We start from the raw sequence: 16,067 nt of genomic DNA, 5'->3' as shown, positions 1-16,067 counted from the left end.
AATTATACGCGGCACGCCCTTCGCCTCGCCAATTGGCACTAAAAATGTTCCAATCATGATCTATTGAATACACTTAGCATTGCGTGTATACATATCGACTAGCGGCAATTCCGCCGTGCCGATAGTCAATCGCCAAACGAGGAGCACAAACATGACCAGCAAACTGCGCCACATCGCCCTGTCCGTCCCCGATCCCTGGGCCGCGGCCGAGTTCTACCAAAAGGCATTCGGTTTTCGCAAAGTCGGCGAGACCGACTCCTCGCTGGCGCGCGGCGTCTACCTGACGGACGGGACCATGAGCATTGCGCTGTTGAACTACAAGAGCGACGAGGCTGCCGGAGAAGAGCGCGGCAAGGACTTCGTCGGCCTGCACCACATCGGCGTGTGGGTCGACGACATCGCCGAGGCGCGCAAGACCGTGGAGGAAGCGGGTGGCCGCTATTACATGGGCGAAGTGCCGGTCAAGGGCAACATCTTCTATGAAGTGAAATACCGCGACCCGCACGACATCATCATCGACCTGACCGATCACGGCTGGGGCGGCGCTTCCAAGGAAGGCAACAGCGGCGGCGGCGGCCCGGCGCTGCGCAACCCGGACCTCAAGGCGGATCGCGAAGGCCTGTAAGCGCCCCGCCGCAACTTGCGTCCCCGCGCCGCGGGGACGCGTTCAGGCTGGCAACGCCACCGGATGCACCGGCTCGCCATGCAGGAACCAGCCATCCAGGTTGCCCACCAGCGCCGTGTGCTGCGCCACCCGGGTTTCCGGGGAGCGGCCGGCCAGGTGCGGCGTCAGAATGACCTGGTCCATCGCGCGCAAGGCCGCCGGCACCAATGGCTCTGTCTCGATGACATCGAGCGCGGCACCGGCGATTTCCCCGCGCGCCAGCGCCTCGACCAGCGCTACCGTATCCACCACGCTGCCGCGCGCCACGTTCACCAGCAGGCCGCGCGGCCCTAGCGCGCGCAGCACCGCTGCGTCGACCAGATGATGCGTGGCCGCGCCGCCCGGGCAGGTCAGCGCGAGCACATCGCTTGCGGCCGCCAGCGCGATCGGATCGGCATACGGCGCGTAGTGCCCCGCGGCCGGCGCGCCGCGCCGCAGGTAGGCCACCTGCATGCCCATGGCCTGCGCCAGCACGGCCAGTTTGCCGCCGATATTGCCCAGCCCGACGATGCCCAGCGTCTTGCCGCGCACGCCCGGACGCGGCGCGCGCAGGCTTTCCCACTGGCCGGACTTGACGCCGCGATCGAGCGCGGCAATCCCCCGCGACAGCGCCAGCATCAGGGTGAGCGCGTGGTCGGCCACTACCTGGCTATTGGTGTCGGGGGCATGACACACGCGCACGCCGCGCGCCCTTGCCGCGGCCAGGTCGATGTTCTCGTAACCAGCCCCGAAACTTGCCACCAGCTCCAGCGCCGGCAGCGTCGCCAGCTCCGCGGCCGACAAGCCGGTCGAGCCATTGGTCAGCACGGCGCGCGCAATGGCACGCGCGCCGTCGCCGGCCTCGTTCCACGCCACGAAGCGATAGCGCGGCGCCTGCGCCGCCAGCCACGCGGCGTCCAGCGCCAGTCGCGTCAATACCAGTACCTGCTGTTCGCCATGCAATCCGCTAGCCATCTTCTTTTCTCCTCCGTCATCGAATCCGCCTGGAAGCGGTGTTGAACAAAATTATCACGAAGACGTTGACGTGTATACACGCATCACTTAAAGTATTCCCATAGACGGAAATGCATGGCGATTGAAACCCAGTGCTTTCCGTCACCCTGAACACAAATGACAAGGAGACAAGGTGAACTGGCACAGCCTCGCAACCTATGAACTCGCCGGCGACAAGCGCGCCGGCCTGGTAGTCGCAGATACCCTGTATGACCTGGCCGCACTCGGACGTGCTTGCGAGATCGATCCCGCCAGCCTGCCCGGCGACATGAACCAGGTGTTTGCGCGGTGGGCGCAACACGCACCATTGCTGGCCGACATGGCCGGCCGCGCCGCACAACTGGCAACCAGCGGCAAGCTCGCCGCGGTGGATGCGGCTGCCACCTACGCCGTGCCTTACCAGCCGGGCCGCATCTTTGGCGTGGCGTCGAACTTCTACGACCACGCCGATGAGATGGGCACCAAACTGGCAGCTCGCAGCGAGAGCCAGCCTTATGCCTTCATGAAGGCGGAAACCAGCGTGATCCCCACCGGCGCGACCGTGCTGATGCCGCCGGAAACGGCCAAGCTCGACTGGGAAGTGGAACTTGGCGTGGTGATCGGCCAGCGCTGCCGCCACGTTCCGGTGGAAGACGCGCTATCGGTCATCGCCGGCTATACCGTCTTCAACGACATCAGCGCGCGCGACCTCAACCGCCGCACCGACTATCCCTTCACCCACGACTGGTTCCGCGGCAAGAGCTTCGATACCTTCGGCCCCATGGGCCCGTGGGTGGTGCCGGCGGGCTGCATCGCCGACCCGCAGAACCTGCGCATGTCGCTAACCGTGAACGGTGAAACCATGCAGGACGGCAATACCTCGCAGATGATCTTCTCGGTGGCCGAGCAGATCGCCTACCTGTCGCGCATCCTGACGCTGCAGCCGGGTGACCTGATCGCCACCGGCACGCCGGATGGCGTCGGCATGGGACGCGGCGTGTTCCTCAAACCCGGCGACAACATGGTGGCCTGGATCGAAGGCATTGGCTCGATCGAGAACGCAGTGGCGCTGGAAGCACTGGCGGCGCGTTGAACACCACCGCCGTGGCAATGCGCACGCGGCGCAGGCACACTGCGCCCACACGCATCGCCATGGCGACCTGGAGGAGACTGGCATGAACCCGATACGTACCCGCAAGCTGGGCCACCTGGTGCTGATGGTGCGCGACCTGGAACAATCCACCCGCTTCTATACGGAAGTGATGGGCCTCAAGGTCTCGGACCGCATCGCCGACCAGATGGTCTTCCTGCGCGCCGGCGAGGACCACCACGACCTGGCGCTCTCGCGCCTGCCCGAGGACAGCGCCGAGCGCGACGACCTGCCGCGCTACACGCGCCCCGGCCTGGAGCATTTCTCCTACTACGTGGAGTCTCTGGACGAGATGAAGCGCGCGGTGGACGTAGCGCGCAGCCACGGCGTGGTGATCGAGCGCGGCATCGGCCAGCATGGGCCGGGCGGCAACTGGTTCCTGGTGTTCAAGGACCCGGACGGCAACAACGTCGAGATCTACACCGAGATGGAGCGCATCGCCACCGATACCGAGCACGAGCCGCAAACCTGGGAGCGCAACCTCGAATCCTTCGACCGCCATCGCCTGGCGCACTTCGTGGTGACCCCGCCCGCCGCCATGCTCGCCGCCAAGCATGGCAAGCAACCGGCCAAGGACGAAGACTGGCCCGCGGACTCGCAAGCCGGAGACGCGGCATGAGCCAGGGTGCCAGCCCGCCGGGTCCGCAGAGCCGGCTGAGTGACCCGGCCCTGCCAGGCCTCTCGCCCGCGCAGCGCGATGCCATGCGCGCGCTGGGGCGTGACTGGGCGCGCGATATCCAGGGCAACCGCAAGCAGGTCTGCGAGATCTATGACGCCGTCCACGCGGCACTGCCCGCCGACGGCGTGCGGCGCGTGGCGGGCCTGGCCTACGGCGGGGATCCGCGCCAGCAGCTCGATCTCTACCTGCCGCCCGATGTCACGCCGGCCAGCGCGCTGCCCGTGGTGGTGTTCGTGCACGGCGGCGCCTTCCTGCGCGGCAACAAGGACGCCAGCCCCTACATCTACGCCAACGTGCCGCGCCTGTTCGCACGGTTGGGCTATGTTGGCGTGAACCTGGAATACCGGCTTGCACCGCAGGCGCCCTATCCCGCCGGCGCGCAAGATGTGGTGGCGGCAGTGGCATGGCTGCGCGCATCGGTGGGCGCCTACGGCGGTGACGCCCGGCGCATCGTGCTCATCGGCCATTCGGCCGGCGGCAGCCACGTGGCCAGCGCATTGAGCGATCCGCTGTTCGACGGCGAGGCCGCGGGCGTGGCTGGCGCGGTGCTGGTCAGCGCGCGCCTGCAAGCCGACACGTTGCCGGACAACCCCAACGCTGGCGGCGTCATCGCCTACTACGGCGCGCACAGCGCGCAGCAGCAGCAACGCGCGCCGATGGCGTTTGCGCAGCGGCTGACGGCGCCGCTGATGGTGGTGTTCGCCGAGCATGAGAATCCCTACCTCGACCTCTACGCCCTGCAGTACGCCGCGCGCGTCGCCGAGGCGCAGCGGCGCGCGCCGCGCGTGATCCAGGTGCCGCACCACAACCATACCTCCGTGGTGGCGCATCTGGGCAGCGCGGACGCCGCGCTGGCCGATGCGCTGAGCGACTTCATCGAATCCGTGGTCACGCAACGCCCCGCCTCGAAATAACAAGCAGAAACAGCGAACAACAAACAACAAGACAGGAGACTTTCCCATGGCAGCAGACAAACTGCGCGGCGTGTTCGCGCCCGTGGTCACGCCCTTCAACAACGATCTCTCGATCAACCTGCCGGCCTTCGTTGCGCACTGCCAGCGCCTGGTGGCCGACGGCGCCGGCGTGGCGATTTCCGGCACCAATAGCGAAGCCTGCTCGGAGACCTTCGAGGAGCGCATGGCGCTGGTCGACGCCGTGATCGACGCCGGCATCCCGGGTGAGCGCGTGCTGGTCGGCACCGGCTGCTGCGCCATTGGCGACGCCGTGGCGTTGACCCGCCATGCCATCGACCGAGGCTGCGCGGGCGTGCTGGTGCTGCCGCCGTTCTTCTTCAAGAACGTGCAGGAGGACGGCGTGTTCGCCTACTACCGCGAACTGATCCAGCGCGTGGACGATCCCGCGCTGCGCGTCGTGCTGTATCACATTCCCGCCATGTCGGGCGTGCCCATCACCTTGTCGTTGATCGAGCGGCTGGTGGCGGCCTTTCCCACGCAGATCGCCGGCGTGAAGGACAGCAGCGGCGACTGGGACAACGTGATGGCGATGCTGGAGCGCTTCCCCGCGCTGTCGATCTTCCCCGCCTCGGAAATCCTGATGCTGCGCAGCCTGGCGCTGGGCGCCGCCGGCTGCATCTCCGCCACCAACAACATCAACGCGCGCGATATCGCGCTGGCCTATGGCTCGGTGACCGAGGCCGCGCGCCTGAACGACAGCATCACCTCGGTGCGCAAGGCCGCGGAGCGCTTCCCGATGGTGGCTGCCGTCAAGCACACCTTGTCGCTGCTAGCGGGCGACGCGGGCTGGCGTCACGTGCGCCCGCCGCTGGTGCCGCTCGCGGCCGATGCCGCCCTGCAGCTCTCGCAAGCCATGGCCACCGCCATGCCGGCACTGCGCGGCGTGGCGCTGCCAGCATGAACGCGCCGGTGCGGCAGGACCCGCCACCGCTGGCGCGCTACACGGCCAGCCGACGCGCCGGGCGGCATGTGCACGTCAGCGGCATGAGCGCACGCACGGCCGATGGCTGCGCCGGCGTCAGCGTGGCCGCCGGCGGCACGCGCGTGTACGACATTGCCGCGCAGACCGATTGCGTGCTGGGCAAGATCGAGCGCGCGCTCGCCAGCGAAGGCATGGGCCTGGCCGATTGCGTGGCCATGACCTGCTACCTCATCGACATGGCCGACTACGACACCTTCAACGCCGCCTACGCGCGCCACTTCCCCGCCGCCGTGCCCACGCGCACGTGCCTGGCAGTAGCCGCGCTGCCCCATCCGGACATGCGCGTGGAGATCACCGCCACCGCATGGCGCGACGAGGAGGCCGCATGATCGACACCGCCACGCTCGATACGCTGTTCATGGCGGCCCGCAGCCACAACGGCTGGCTGGACGGCGACCTTGACGACGCTACGCTGGAGCGCCTGTACGAACTCGTGCGGCAAGGCCCGACCAGCGCCAACTGCTGCCCGATGCGGCTGGTGTTCGCGCGCTCGCCCGAGGCCAAGGCCAAGCTCTTGCCGGCGCTCGCGCCCGCCAATGTGGACAAGGTCATGCAGGCGCCGGTCACCGCTATCGTCGCTTACGACACGCAGTTCCACGCGCTGGCCGAGGCCCTGTTCCCGCATCGCCCGGCGATGTACGAGATGTTCGCCGCCAACGCATCGTTGTCGCAGGAAACAGCGATGCGCAACGGCTCCATGCAGGGCGGCTACCTGATCCTGGCCGCCCGCGCGCTGGGGCTGGACTGCGGGCCGCTCTCGGGCTTCGACGCCGGGGCCGTCAACCAGGCCTTCTTCCCCGATGGCCGCTGGCGCGTCAACTTTCTGTGCAACCTCGGCCGCGGCGACCCTGCGCGCCTGTTCCCGCGGCTGCCCCGGCTCGCGTTTGGACAGGCCTGTCGCATCGAGTAGATTTCCGAAAACAATGCGCGCGGCGCTTCCCCCAGCGAAGAACGCCGGCAATCACCACGGAGCAGACACATGATGAAGACACACAGCGTCCGCTGCACATGGACGCAAAAGGCAGCAGGCGCGATGCCATTCGCGCTGCCAATTGCGCTGCCGACACAAACCGCCAGCACGGCGAAAACATGCAAGCGCATTGCAGGCAAACTCGGCGGCCGCCTCGCCGCAGGCCTGGCGCTGGCCTTCGCGGCTGCCCTGCCCGCGGCCGTCCACGCGCAGGAGCCCTGGCCCGCCCGTGCGGTCACCATCGTGGTGCCGTTCGCCCCCGGTGGCAATACTGACATGATCGCGCGCTTGCTGGCGGAGCGCCTGGGCAGGACCTTTGGCAAGCCCTTCGTGGTGGACAACCGCGGTGGCGCGGGCGGCCTGATCGCAGCGGAGTATGTCGCGCGCGCACCGGCCGACGGCTATGTGCTGTTCATGTCGACGATGACGCAGATCGTCACCGCCCCGATGACCAACAAGATCCGCTACGACCCGGTGCGAGACTTCGTGCCGATCGTCAACGTCGGGGGCAACCCCTTCATTCTCGCCGCCAGCACCCGGCACAACTTCAAGACCGTGGCGGACCTGGTGCGCTATGGCAAGGAGAACCCCGGCAAGCTCAACGTAGGCCACGCCGGCAACGGCGGCCTGACCCAGCTCTCCGCGCTGCTGTTCCTGAGCCGCGCCGGCGTGCAAGCCACCATGGTGCCGTACCGCGGTGGCGCGCCGGCGCTGGCCGACGTGCTGGCTGGCCAGATCGACCTGTACAGCGCCAGCGTGTCCGAGGTGATGCCGTACGCGGGCACCGGCAAGCTCAGCCTGCTCGCCGTATCCAGCGACAAGCGCCTGGCGCAGCTGCCGTCGCTGCCCACCATCGCCGAGAGCTATCCCGGCCATCAGGTGGATACGTGGAACGGCCTGGTCGGCCCGTCGAAGATGCCGCCCGAGATCGTGGACAAGATCGGCGCCGAGGCGAAGAAGATCATCGCCGAGCCGGAGTTCCGCGCGCACCTGGAGAGTGCCGGCATTATCCCGCTGGGTGAGACGCGCGAGGCATTCGCGCAGCGCATCAAGCAGGACCAGAAGAAGTGGAAGCCGGTGATCGAAGCGGCCGGCATCCAGCCGGAGTAGGCGACCAGCGGCGACAGGCACACCGGCGCGGCCCGCGCGCCACGCCGGCGGTAAACCTCAATATGGCGGCACCGGTGCCCACCCTTTCATCGGCGCATGGTCTTGCGCCCCACCAGGCGTGTCAATGCAATGTGCCTCATGTCCAGCCGTCCCACCGTTACCTTGAGCGACGTGATGCTGCGCCGCCTCAAGCTCAAGCCCCTGCTGATCTTCGATCGCGTGCTGCAGTCCGGCTCCATCGTGCGGGCAGCGCGTGAGCTGAGCCTGACCCAGCCCGCCGTCACCAAGGCGATCCAGGAACTGGAAGAAGACCTCGAAGTCCCCTTGTTCGAGCGCACCAACCGCGGCGTGGTGCCCACCAGCTACGGCCTGCTGCTGGGCGAGCGCGTGAAGTCGGTCATCGCCGAGCTGCGCTACCTCACCGACGAGCTCAACAGCTTCCGCTCGGGCGACACCGGCAACGTCATCGTCGGCACGCTGATCTCCGCCTCGGCCCGGCTGCTGCCGCGCACCATCGCGCTGATGAAGACCCGCCGCCCCGGCATCCTGGTGACGGTGCGCGAAGCCCCCACCGACCGCCTCTTCCCCGCCCTCGCCACTGGCGAGCTCGATCTGGTCATCGGCCGCCTGCCGGAGAGCGATCTGCCGCTTGCCCGCATGTTCGCACTCACGCATACCGCGTTGTACGACACCGCGATGTGCGTGGTGGTGGCACGCGACAACCCGCTGGCGATCAGCGCCGGCCTGCGCCTGGCTGAACTGGCCGCGCATCCGTGGATCCTCCCGCTGAACGAATCTCCCGCGCGCCTGGCCGCCGAGCGCATGTTCCTCGATGCCGGCCTGCAGGTGCCCGCCAACCTGGTGGAGTCGCTCTCGCTGCTGACCAATATCGGCCTGATGCAGGATCTCGGCGCCATCGGCCTGATGGCGCGCGACGTGGCCGATCATTTTGCGCGCCTCGGGCTGCTGGCCATCCTCGACCTGGGCGATATCGGGCGCTTTGGCACCATCGGCTATTCGGTGCGCACGGACCGCGCGCCGGCTCCCGCCGCCGCGCATTTCATCGCCTGCCTGCGCGAAGCCGCCGCACTGTCGCAAGCGCGCTGAGCGCCGCGAAACAGGCCACCCTGGCCCCGTCCAGACATGCCATTTTGGAATACCGGGGGCCTTCTTCTTCATTATGCAAGGCCGGGGGGCGCTCCATATACTGGTCCTCGCTGCGCACCCCTCCCCCAACCCGCGCAGCACGGAGACCAACCCGTGCCCAAGCAGAACATTCCACTCATCCGGCACTACATCGACGGCGAGTTCGTCGCCAGCGCCGGCACTTTTCCCGACACCTGCCCGGTCGACGGCCACCTTGTCGCCAACGTGTGCGAAGCCGATGCGGCGCTCGTGGACCGCGCGGTGCAAGCCGCGCGGCGCGCGCTGCAAGGCCCCTGGGGACAACTCGACGTACAACAGCGCGCGGCGCTGCTGCACCGCATCGCCGACGGCATCGAAGCCCGCTTCGACGCGTTCGTGGCCGCCGAGGTGGAAGACACCGGCCGCCCCGAGCACCAGGCCCGCACGCTGGACGTGGCGCGCGCCGTCACCAACTTGCGCACCTTCGCCGACCTCGCCAAGACCGCCGGCAACGAACTATACGAGACGCCCACGGCGGATGGCGCGGGCGCACTCAACTACACGGTGCGCAAGCCCGTGGGCGTGGTCGGCATCATCTCGCCGTGGAACCTGCCGCTGCTGCTGCTGACCTGGAAGGTGGCGCCCGCGCTCGCGTGCGGCAACACCGTGGTGGCCAAGCCATCGGAAGAGACCCCGGCCTCCGCCGCGCTGCTGGCCGAGGTTATCCACCAGGCCGGCGTGCCGCACGGCGTGTTCAACCTGCTGCACGGCTTCGGCGGCGGCTCCACCGGCGAGTTCCTCACCCGCCACGACGGCATCGACGCCATCACGTTCACGGGCGAGTCCAGGACCGGCAGCACCATCATGCGTGCGGTGGCCGACGGCGTGAAGGAAATCTCCTTCGAGCTCGGCGGCAAGAACGCCGCGGTTGTGTTCGCCGACGCCGATTTCGACGCCGCGGTGGCGGGCGTGCTGCGCTCGTCCTTTACCAACGCCGGTCAGGTTTGCCTGTGCTCCGAGCGCGTGTTTGTCGCGCGGCCGATCTTCGATGCCTTTGTGGCGGCGCTCAAGGCGCGCACACAGGCGCTCAAGCTCGGCCACCCCGGCGACGATGGCGTGGATATGGGCCCGTTGATCTCGCGCGGCCACCGCGACAAGGTGGAGTCGTATTTCCGCCTCGCTGTGGAAGAAGGCGCCACCGTGGTCTGCGGCGGCAAGGTGCCGGTGTTCGGCGATGCGCGCGACGACGGCGCGTACGTGATGCCCACCATCTGGACCGGCCTGCCGGACAGCGCGCGCTGCGTCACCGAGGAAATCTTCGGCCCGGTCTGCCATATCGCGCCGTTCGACAGCGAAGAGGAAGTCATCGCCCGCGTCAACGACAGCGCCTACGGCCTGGCCTGCGCGCTGTGGACCACCAACCTGACACGCGCCCACCGCGTGGCGCGCCAGGTCCGCGTGGGCCTCACGTGGGTCAACACCTGGTACCTGCGCGACCTGCGCACGCCCTTCGGCGGCGTCGGCCTCTCGGGCCTGGGCCGCGAAGGCGGCCGCCACTCGCTCGACTTCTACTCGGAAGTGGCGAACATCTGCATCAAGCTCTGAGCCATGACGAACGAGATCCAACAACCATCCAACGCCGACGCCGCCATCCGCGCCGCCGCCGACCTGCTGTGGCAGGCGCATGCCGGGCATGCGCCGTGCCTGCCGGTGCGCACACTGATCGGCGAAACCGATCCCCGGGCCGCTTATCAGGTGCAGGAGATCAACACGCAGCGCTGGCTCGCCGCAGGCCGCCGCCTGGTGGGCCGCAAAATCGGCCTGACCTCGCGCGCCGTGCAACAGCAGCTGGGCGTGGGAGAGCCGGATTTCGGCATGCTGTTCGCCGACATGGCCGTGGCCGAGGGCGAGGAGATCGACCTGCGCCGCGTGCTGCAGCCCAGGATCGAAGCCGAGATCGCGCTGGTGCTGGCGCATCCGCTTGCGCACGAGCGTCACACCATCGCCGACCTGATCCGCGCCACCGCCTACGCCTTGCCCGCCGCGGAGATCGTCGGCAGCCGCGTGGCCAACTGGGATATCCGCCTGAACGACACGATTGCCGACAACGCATCCAGCGGCCTGTTCGCGCTCGGCTCGCGCCCCGTCAAGCTGGCGGACCTGGACCTCATCGGCTGCGGCATGGCGATGGAGCGCCGCGGCGAACAGGTCTCGCTCGGCGCCGGCGCCGCCTGCCTGGGCAATCCGTTGCACGCCGCATTGTGGCTGGCCGACACCATGGTGCGCGTGGGCCGTCCGCTGCAAGCCGGCGACATCGTCATGACCGGCGCGCTGGGCCCGATGGTGCCGGTTGCCGCCGGCGACGTCTTCGACCTGGAGATCGAAGGACTGGGACGCCTGTCGACGCGCTTCGCCCCGGCCAACAAGGAGCCATCCGCATGAGCATGAGCAAGCCATCCCGGACGCGCCTGCGCGCGGCCATCATCGGCTCCGGCAATATCGGCACCGACCTGATGATCAAGATCCTGCGCCACGGCCAGCACCTGGAAGTTGGTGCCATGGTCGGCATCGACGCCGCCTCCGACGGCCTCGCCCGCGCGCAGCGCCTCGGCGTGCCCACCACGCATGAAGGCATCGAGGGGCTGCTTGGCATGCCCGGCTTCGCGGACATCCGCGTGGCCTTCGATGCCACCTCGGCCGGCGCCCACATGCATCACAACGCGGTGCTGCAAAAGCACGGCATCCAGGTGATCGACCTCACCCCGGCGGCGATCGGCCCCTATGTGGTGCCGGTGGTCAACCTGGACGCCCACCTCGATGCGCCCAACCTCAATATGGTCACCTGCGGCGGACAAGCGACGATTCCCATCGTGCGTGCCGTGTCGCAAGTCGCGCCGGTGAGCTACGCCGAAATCGTCGCGTCCATCGCCAGCCGCTCGGCCGGCCCGGGCACGCGCGCCAATATCGACGAGTTCACCGAGACCACCTCCAACGCAATCGTGCAAGTGGGCGGCGCCGCGCACGGCAAGGCCATCATCGTGCTGAACCCGGCGGAGCCGCCGCTGCTGATGCGCGACACGGTGTTCTGCCTGACCGCGGCCGATGCCGGCCAGGACGCCATCCGCGCCTCGGTCGAGCGCATGGTGGCGCAGGTTGCCGCCTATGTGCCCGGCTACCGGCTCAAGCAGCACGTCCAGTTCGAGCGCATCGACCCGGCGTGCCCGCTCACACTGCCGGGCATCGGCCGCCTTGCCGGCCTCAAGGTCTCGGTGTTCCTGGAGGTGGAAGGCGCCGCGCACTACCTGCCAGCCTACGCCGGCAATCTCGACATCATGACGTCCGCCGCGCTGGCCGCCGCCGAGCGCGTGGCCAGGCACAAGCTGGCGCGTGCGCAAGGAGCAACGCAATGACGGCAGCACAACATCCCGCAGGCAAGACCATGAAGAAAGTCCATGTGTCGGACGTGACGCTGCGCGACGGCATGCACGCCATTCGCCATCAATACAGCCTGCCGCAAGCCGTGGCCATCGCCCGGGCGCTGGACGCGGCACGCGTGGACAGCATCGAGGTGGCCCACGGCGACGGCCTCAATGGCTCGAGCTTCAACTACGGCTTTGGCGCGCACACCGATCTCGAATGGATCGCCGCGGTGGCAGCGCAGCTCAAGCACGCACGCGTGGCCACGCTGCTGCTGCCCGGCATCGGCACCATCCACGACCTGCGCGCCGCCTACGACGCCGGCGCGCGCACCGTGCGCGTCGCCACCCACTGCACCGAAGCCGACATCTCGCGCCAGCATATCGAGTACGCGCGCAAGCTCGGCATGGATACCGTGGGCTTCCTGATGATGTCGCACATGACCACGCCGGCGGCGCTGGCGCAGCAGGCCAGGCTGATGGAATCCTACGGCGCGCAGTGCGTGTACGTGGTGGACTCCGGCGGCGCGCTGTCGATGCGCGACGTGGCCGAGCGCTTCGATGCGTTCAAGCAAGTGCTGGATCCTGCCACCGAAACCGGCATGCATGCCCACCACAACCTGTCGCTTGGCGTGGCCAATTCCATGGTGGCGCTGGAGCACGGCTGCGACCGCGTGGATGCCTCGCTCGCCGGCATGGGCGCGGGCGCGGGCAACGCGCCGCTGGAGGTCTTTATCGCGGCGATCGACCGCGCGGGCATTGCGCACGGCACCGACCTCCACGCGCTGATGGACGCCGCCGACGATCTGGTTCGGCCGCTGCAGGACCGCCCCGTGCGCGTCGACCGCGAAACGCTGGCGCTTGGCTACGCCGGTGTGTACTCCAGCTTCCTGCGCCACGCCGAGGCTGCCAGCGCGCGCTACGGCATCGCCACCGTCGACATCCTGGTCGAGCTCGGACGCCGCCGCATGGTCGGCGGACAGGAGGACATGATCGTGGACGTGGCGCTGGACCTGTTGCGCCAGCGCGATCCCACCGCCAATCCGGCCACCAATCCCACCGGCAAGCCCACCAACAACCCGATCGCGAGTGCCGCATGATTGCCGAGCAGATTATCCAATACGCCACCCGCCTCGACGACGCCGCGCGCCAGCGTGAAGCCATCGACCCGCTGGGCGGCGCCACGCCCCATCGAAGACGCCTACGCCATTCAGGCCGGCGCCATCGCGCTGCGCCACGCGCGCGGCGAGCAACCGATCGGTATCAAGCTCGGCTTCACCAGCCGCGCCAAGATGGTCCAGATGGGCGTGGACAGCCTGATCTGGGGCCAGCTCACCAATGCCATGCTGTGCGAGGAAGGCGCCGCGCTCGCGCTCGATGCCTTTATCCATCCGCGCATCGAGCCCGAGGTGTGCTTCCTGACAGCGCGCGACATCGCTGGCCCGCTCACCTTGCTCGATGCCGGCGGCTTCATCGAGGCGGTGGCCCCGGCCATGGAGATCATCGACTCGCGCTATCGCAACTTCAAGTTCTCGCTGGCCGACGTGGTCGCCGACAACTGCTCGTCCGCCGCGCTGGTGGTGGGGCCGTGGTCGCGCCCGGACAGCGCGCTGGCCAACCGCGGCGTGCAACTCGAGATCGACGGCCGAGCGGCGCGACTCGGCACCACCGCGGCCATCCTCGGCAACCCGCTGCGCGCGCTGGTGCAGGCCTCGCAACTGCTGGCGCAGGCCGGCATGGTGCTGCCGGCCGGCTCGCTGATCATGGCCGGCGCGGCCACCGCGGCCGAGCCGCTGCGTCCCGGCTGCCACGTGCGCACCCGCGTGAGCGGGCTGGGGCAAGTCGAACTGAGCATACGCTGACAACCGGAGACCACGCATGACTACGCTTTCCAAAGTCCTGACCGGCAAAGCCACCCCGCGCGGCCGCTTCCCGCACGTGAAGCGGGCCGGCGACTTCCTGTTCGTCTCGGGCACCAGCTCGCGCCGTGCGGACAACAGCTTTGCCGGCGCCAGCGCCGACGCCATGGGCGTGACCGCGCTCGACATCCACGAGCAGACCCGCGCCGTGATCGGCAATATCCGCGAGATCCTGCAAAGCGTCGGCTGCGATCTGTCCGACCTGGTGGAGATCACCACCTTTCTCGTCAACATGAACGATTTCGGCGGCTACAACGAGGTCTACGGCGAGTATTTCGACTACGACGGCCCGACCCGCACCACCGTGGCCGTGCACCAGTTGCCACACCCGCATCTGCTCATCGAGATCAAGGCCGTGGCCTACCAGCCGCTGCCGCGCTGAAGCGCCGACACGCCCGACATCGCAACCGCAACCTCACCCCCACAAGAGACTCGCGCCATGTTCATCTACGGCATGCCCCTGAACTTCCCGCGCTGGCTGGACGAGCACGCGCACCTGCTCAAGCCGCCTGTAGGCAACCAGCAGGTCTGGCAGGACGCCGACACCATCGTCACGGTGGTGGGCGGCCCCAACCAGCGCACGGATTTCCATGACGATCCGCTCGAAGAGTTCTTCTACCAGTTCAAGGGCAATGCCTGGCTGGACATCATGGACCGTGGCAAGCGCGAGCGAGTGGACCTCAAGGAGGGCGACATTTTCCTGTTGCCCGCGCACGTGCGGCATTCCCCGCAACGCCCCGAGGCTGACAGCCGCTGCCTGGTCATCGAGCGCCAGCGCCCCGAAGGCGTGGTGGACGGCTTCGAGTGGTATTGCCCCGCGTGCAGCGCGCTGGTGTACCGCGTGGAGGTGCAGCTCAAGAGCATCGTCACCGACCTGCCGCCGCTGTTTGCCGGCTTTTACGACAACGCAGCACTGCGCCGCTGCGGGCAATGCGGCACGGTGCATCCGGGCCGGGCCTCGGCACCGGCACCGGCACCGGCCAGCAAGGACCCTGAATGAGCGCCAACAGCGTGGTGGATATCCACAGCCACTTCTTCCCGCCCATCAGCCGCCGGGAGGCTGCGGCGCTTGACCCCGTCGCCGCGCCCTGGCTGCAGGCCAATGGCACTGACACGGCCATGATCATGACCGGCGACCAGCCGTTCCGCCCGGTCTACTCCGCGCTGTGGGACCCCGCGCGCCGCATCGAGGAAATGGACCGCTGCGGCGTCGACATCCAGCTGATGTGCGCCACGCCCGTGATGTTCGGCTACCGCTATCCTGCGCACGTCGCGGTGCCCTGGTCGCAGCGCATGAACGACTACGCGCTGGAACTCTGCGCGCACCGTCCCGCGCGCCTCAAGGCGCTGGCCCAGGTGCCGCTGCAGGATATCGACGCGGCCTGCCGCGAAGCCTCGCGCGCCAAGGCCGGTGGCCATGTCGGCGTGCAGATCGGCAACCACCTCGGCGAGCGCGACCTCGACGACGAAGGCCTGATCACCTTCCTCATCCACTGCGCCAACGAAGGCATTGCCGTACTGGTGCACCCGTGGGACATGATGGGCGCCCCGCGCATGAAAAAGTGGATGCTGCCGTGGCTGGTCTCCATGCCGGCGGAAACGCAGCTCGGCATCCTGTCGCTGATCCTGTCCGGCGCGTTCGAGCGCATCCCGGCCTCGCTCAAGCTGTGCTTCGCGCATGGCGGCGGCAGCTTCGCCTTCCTGCTCGGCCGCATCGACAACGCCTGGCGCCATCGCGACATCGTGCGCGAGGACTGCCCGCACCCGCCCTCGTCGTATGTCAACCGCTTCTTCGTGGACTCCGCCGTGTTCGACCCGCGCGCGCTCAAGCTGCTGGTCGACGTAATGGGCGAGGACCGCGTGATGCTGGGTTCGGACTACCCTTATCCCCTCGGCGAGCAACAGGTCGGCGCGCTGATCCGCGCAACCGATCTTGCCGACGCGGCGCGCCGCAAGCTGCTGGGCGCCAATGCAGCGGCATTCTTCGGGCTTGGGGATAACAAGTCATAAACGACAAGCAACAATCAACAAACGACAAGCAACAAACGACCAGCCACAAATGACGCCGCTCATGCCCGACACGGCACGGGCGGCGGGCAAACCAAG

Annotated in this window: 18 protein-coding genes; 17 read left to right on the top strand and 1 reads right to left on the bottom strand. The window is 68.1% G+C overall.

Annotated features, from left to right (window positions below; genetic code table 11):
- The first annotated feature begins 151 nt into the window (after positions 1-151).
- Positions 152-625, top strand: coding sequence for a VOC family protein (locus RR42_RS05160; RefSeq protein WP_043344637.1), 474 nt, complete (start codon positions 152-154; stop codon positions 623-625).
- Positions 626-667: 42 nt separating this feature from the next.
- Here the strand turns inward: RR42_RS05160 and RR42_RS05155 are convergent, their stop codons facing one another.
- Positions 668-1,618, bottom strand: a complete 951-nt coding sequence (locus RR42_RS05155) for a 2-hydroxyacid dehydrogenase (RefSeq protein ID WP_043344636.1) — start codon at positions 1,616-1,618, stop codon at positions 668-670.
- 172 nt (positions 1,619-1,790) lie between these two features.
- Between RR42_RS05155 and RR42_RS05150 the strand changes: the two genes are divergently transcribed.
- The 16 genes from RR42_RS05150 (at position 1,791) to RR42_RS05075 (ending at position 15,971) form a co-directional block, all read left to right on the top strand.
- A complete protein-coding gene (locus RR42_RS05150; RefSeq protein ID WP_043344635.1) occupies positions 1,791-2,729 on the top strand; it encodes a fumarylacetoacetate hydrolase family protein in 939 nt (312 codons plus the stop codon).
- Between the two features lie 82 nt (positions 2,730-2,811).
- Complete coding sequence (locus tag RR42_RS05145) at positions 2,812-3,405, top strand: VOC family protein (RefSeq protein WP_043344634.1); 594 nt, start codon at positions 2,812-2,814, stop codon at positions 3,403-3,405.
- Complete coding sequence (locus RR42_RS05140; protein WP_052494460.1) at positions 3,402-4,379, top strand: alpha/beta hydrolase; 978 nt, start codon at positions 3,402-3,404, stop codon at positions 4,377-4,379. The genes RR42_RS05145 and RR42_RS05140 overlap by 4 nt, the downstream gene beginning before the upstream one ends.
- Before the next feature lie 46 nt (positions 4,380-4,425).
- On the top strand, positions 4,426-5,340 hold the full coding sequence (locus RR42_RS05135; protein ID WP_043344633.1) for a dihydrodipicolinate synthase family protein: 915 nt from the start codon (positions 4,426-4,428) through the stop codon (positions 5,338-5,340).
- Positions 5,337-5,750, top strand: coding sequence for a RidA family protein (locus RR42_RS05130; protein ID WP_043344632.1), 414 nt, complete (start codon positions 5,337-5,339; stop codon positions 5,748-5,750). The genes RR42_RS05135 and RR42_RS05130 overlap by 4 nt, the downstream gene beginning before the upstream one ends.
- Positions 5,747-6,331: a malonic semialdehyde reductase gene (locus RR42_RS05125; RefSeq protein WP_043344631.1), complete on the top strand. Its 585-nt coding sequence runs from the start codon at positions 5,747-5,749 to the stop codon at positions 6,329-6,331. Before RR42_RS05130 ends, RR42_RS05125 begins: the two co-directional genes overlap by 4 nt.
- A 69-nt stretch (positions 6,332-6,400) precedes the next feature.
- Complete coding sequence (locus RR42_RS05120) at positions 6,401-7,501, top strand: Bug family tripartite tricarboxylate transporter substrate binding protein (protein WP_236701983.1); 1,101 nt, start codon at positions 6,401-6,403, stop codon at positions 7,499-7,501.
- A gap of 138 nt (positions 7,502-7,639) precedes the next feature.
- A complete protein-coding gene (locus tag RR42_RS05115) occupies positions 7,640-8,608 on the top strand; it encodes a LysR substrate-binding domain-containing protein (RefSeq protein ID WP_043344630.1) in 969 nt (322 codons plus the stop codon).
- 153 nt (positions 8,609-8,761) lie between these two features.
- On the top strand, positions 8,762-10,231 hold the full coding sequence (locus tag RR42_RS05110; RefSeq protein ID WP_043344629.1) for a 2-hydroxymuconic semialdehyde dehydrogenase: 1,470 nt from the start codon (positions 8,762-8,764) through the stop codon (positions 10,229-10,231).
- 3 nt (positions 10,232-10,234) lie between these two features.
- Positions 10,235-11,068, top strand: coding sequence for a 2-keto-4-pentenoate hydratase (locus RR42_RS05105; RefSeq protein ID WP_052494459.1), 834 nt, complete (start codon positions 10,235-10,237; stop codon positions 11,066-11,068).
- A gap of 2 nt (positions 11,069-11,070) precedes the next feature.
- Positions 11,071-12,036: an acetaldehyde dehydrogenase (acetylating) gene (locus RR42_RS05100; RefSeq protein ID WP_043351412.1), complete on the top strand. Its 966-nt coding sequence runs from the start codon at positions 11,071-11,073 to the stop codon at positions 12,034-12,036.
- Positions 12,033-13,142 (top strand): 4-hydroxy-2-oxovalerate aldolase, encoded by a 1,110-nt coding sequence (gene dmpG, locus RR42_RS05095; RefSeq protein ID WP_052494458.1) that lies wholly within the window; start codon positions 12,033-12,035, stop codon positions 13,140-13,142. The genes RR42_RS05100 and dmpG overlap by 4 nt, the downstream gene beginning before the upstream one ends.
- 54 nt (positions 13,143-13,196) lie before the next feature.
- Complete coding sequence (locus RR42_RS05090) at positions 13,197-13,904, top strand: 2-keto-4-pentenoate hydratase (RefSeq protein ID WP_236701982.1); 708 nt, start codon at positions 13,197-13,199, stop codon at positions 13,902-13,904.
- Between the two features lie 16 nt (positions 13,905-13,920).
- Positions 13,921-14,343, top strand: coding sequence for a RidA family protein (locus RR42_RS05085; protein ID WP_043344628.1), 423 nt, complete (start codon positions 13,921-13,923; stop codon positions 14,341-14,343).
- Positions 14,344-14,400: 57 nt separating this feature from the next.
- Complete coding sequence (locus tag RR42_RS05080) at positions 14,401-14,961, top strand: 3-hydroxyanthranilate 3,4-dioxygenase (RefSeq protein ID WP_043344627.1); 561 nt, start codon at positions 14,401-14,403, stop codon at positions 14,959-14,961.
- Positions 14,958-15,971 carry an amidohydrolase family protein gene (locus RR42_RS05075; protein ID WP_043344626.1) on the top strand — a complete coding sequence of 338 codons (1,014 nt, stop codon included), beginning with the start codon at positions 14,958-14,960 and terminating at the stop codon, positions 15,969-15,971. Before RR42_RS05080 ends, RR42_RS05075 begins: the two co-directional genes overlap by 4 nt.
- Positions 15,972-16,067 lie beyond the last annotated feature (96 nt).

This window comes from Cupriavidus basilensis (assembly GCF_000832305.1).
GTDB classification, from domain to species: Bacteria; Pseudomonadota; Gammaproteobacteria; order Burkholderiales; family Burkholderiaceae; genus Cupriavidus; species Cupriavidus basilensis_F.
This window is presented reverse-complemented; position numbering and strand designations above follow the sequence as displayed.

Bases quoted from the DNA above. Each gene is read 5' to 3' on its own strand.
- RR42_RS05160 (WP_043344637.1), top strand. From the start codon at position 152: ATGACCAGCAAACTGCGCCACATCGCCCTGTCCGTCCCCGATCCCTGG.
- RR42_RS05155 (WP_043344636.1), bottom strand. From the start codon at position 1,618: ATGGCTAGCGGATTGCATGGCGAACAGCAGGTACTGGTATTGACGCGA.
- RR42_RS05145 (WP_043344634.1), top strand. From the start codon at position 2,812: ATGAACCCGATACGTACCCGCAAGCTGGGCCACCTGGTGCTGATGGTG.
- RR42_RS05140 (WP_052494460.1), top strand. From the start codon at position 3,402: ATGAGCCAGGGTGCCAGCCCGCCGGGTCCGCAGAGCCGGCTGAGTGAC.
- RR42_RS05135 (WP_043344633.1), top strand. From the start codon at position 4,426: ATGGCAGCAGACAAACTGCGCGGCGTGTTCGCGCCCGTGGTCACGCCC.
- RR42_RS05130 (WP_043344632.1), top strand. From the start codon at position 5,337: ATGAACGCGCCGGTGCGGCAGGACCCGCCACCGCTGGCGCGCTACACG.
- RR42_RS05125 (WP_043344631.1), top strand. From the start codon at position 5,747: ATGATCGACACCGCCACGCTCGATACGCTGTTCATGGCGGCCCGCAGC.
- RR42_RS05120 (WP_236701983.1), top strand. From the start codon at position 6,401: ATGATGAAGACACACAGCGTCCGCTGCACATGGACGCAAAAGGCAGCA.
- RR42_RS05115 (WP_043344630.1), top strand. From the start codon at position 7,640: ATGTCCAGCCGTCCCACCGTTACCTTGAGCGACGTGATGCTGCGCCGC.
- RR42_RS05105 (WP_052494459.1), top strand. From the start codon at position 10,235: ATGACGAACGAGATCCAACAACCATCCAACGCCGACGCCGCCATCCGC.
- RR42_RS05100 (WP_043351412.1), top strand. From the start codon at position 11,071: ATGAGCAAGCCATCCCGGACGCGCCTGCGCGCGGCCATCATCGGCTCC.
- dmpG (WP_052494458.1), top strand. From the start codon at position 12,033: ATGACGGCAGCACAACATCCCGCAGGCAAGACCATGAAGAAAGTCCAT.
- RR42_RS05085 (WP_043344628.1), top strand. From the start codon at position 13,921: ATGACTACGCTTTCCAAAGTCCTGACCGGCAAAGCCACCCCGCGCGGC.
- RR42_RS05080 (WP_043344627.1), top strand. From the start codon at position 14,401: ATGTTCATCTACGGCATGCCCCTGAACTTCCCGCGCTGGCTGGACGAG.
- RR42_RS05075 (WP_043344626.1), top strand. From the start codon at position 14,958: ATGAGCGCCAACAGCGTGGTGGATATCCACAGCCACTTCTTCCCGCCC.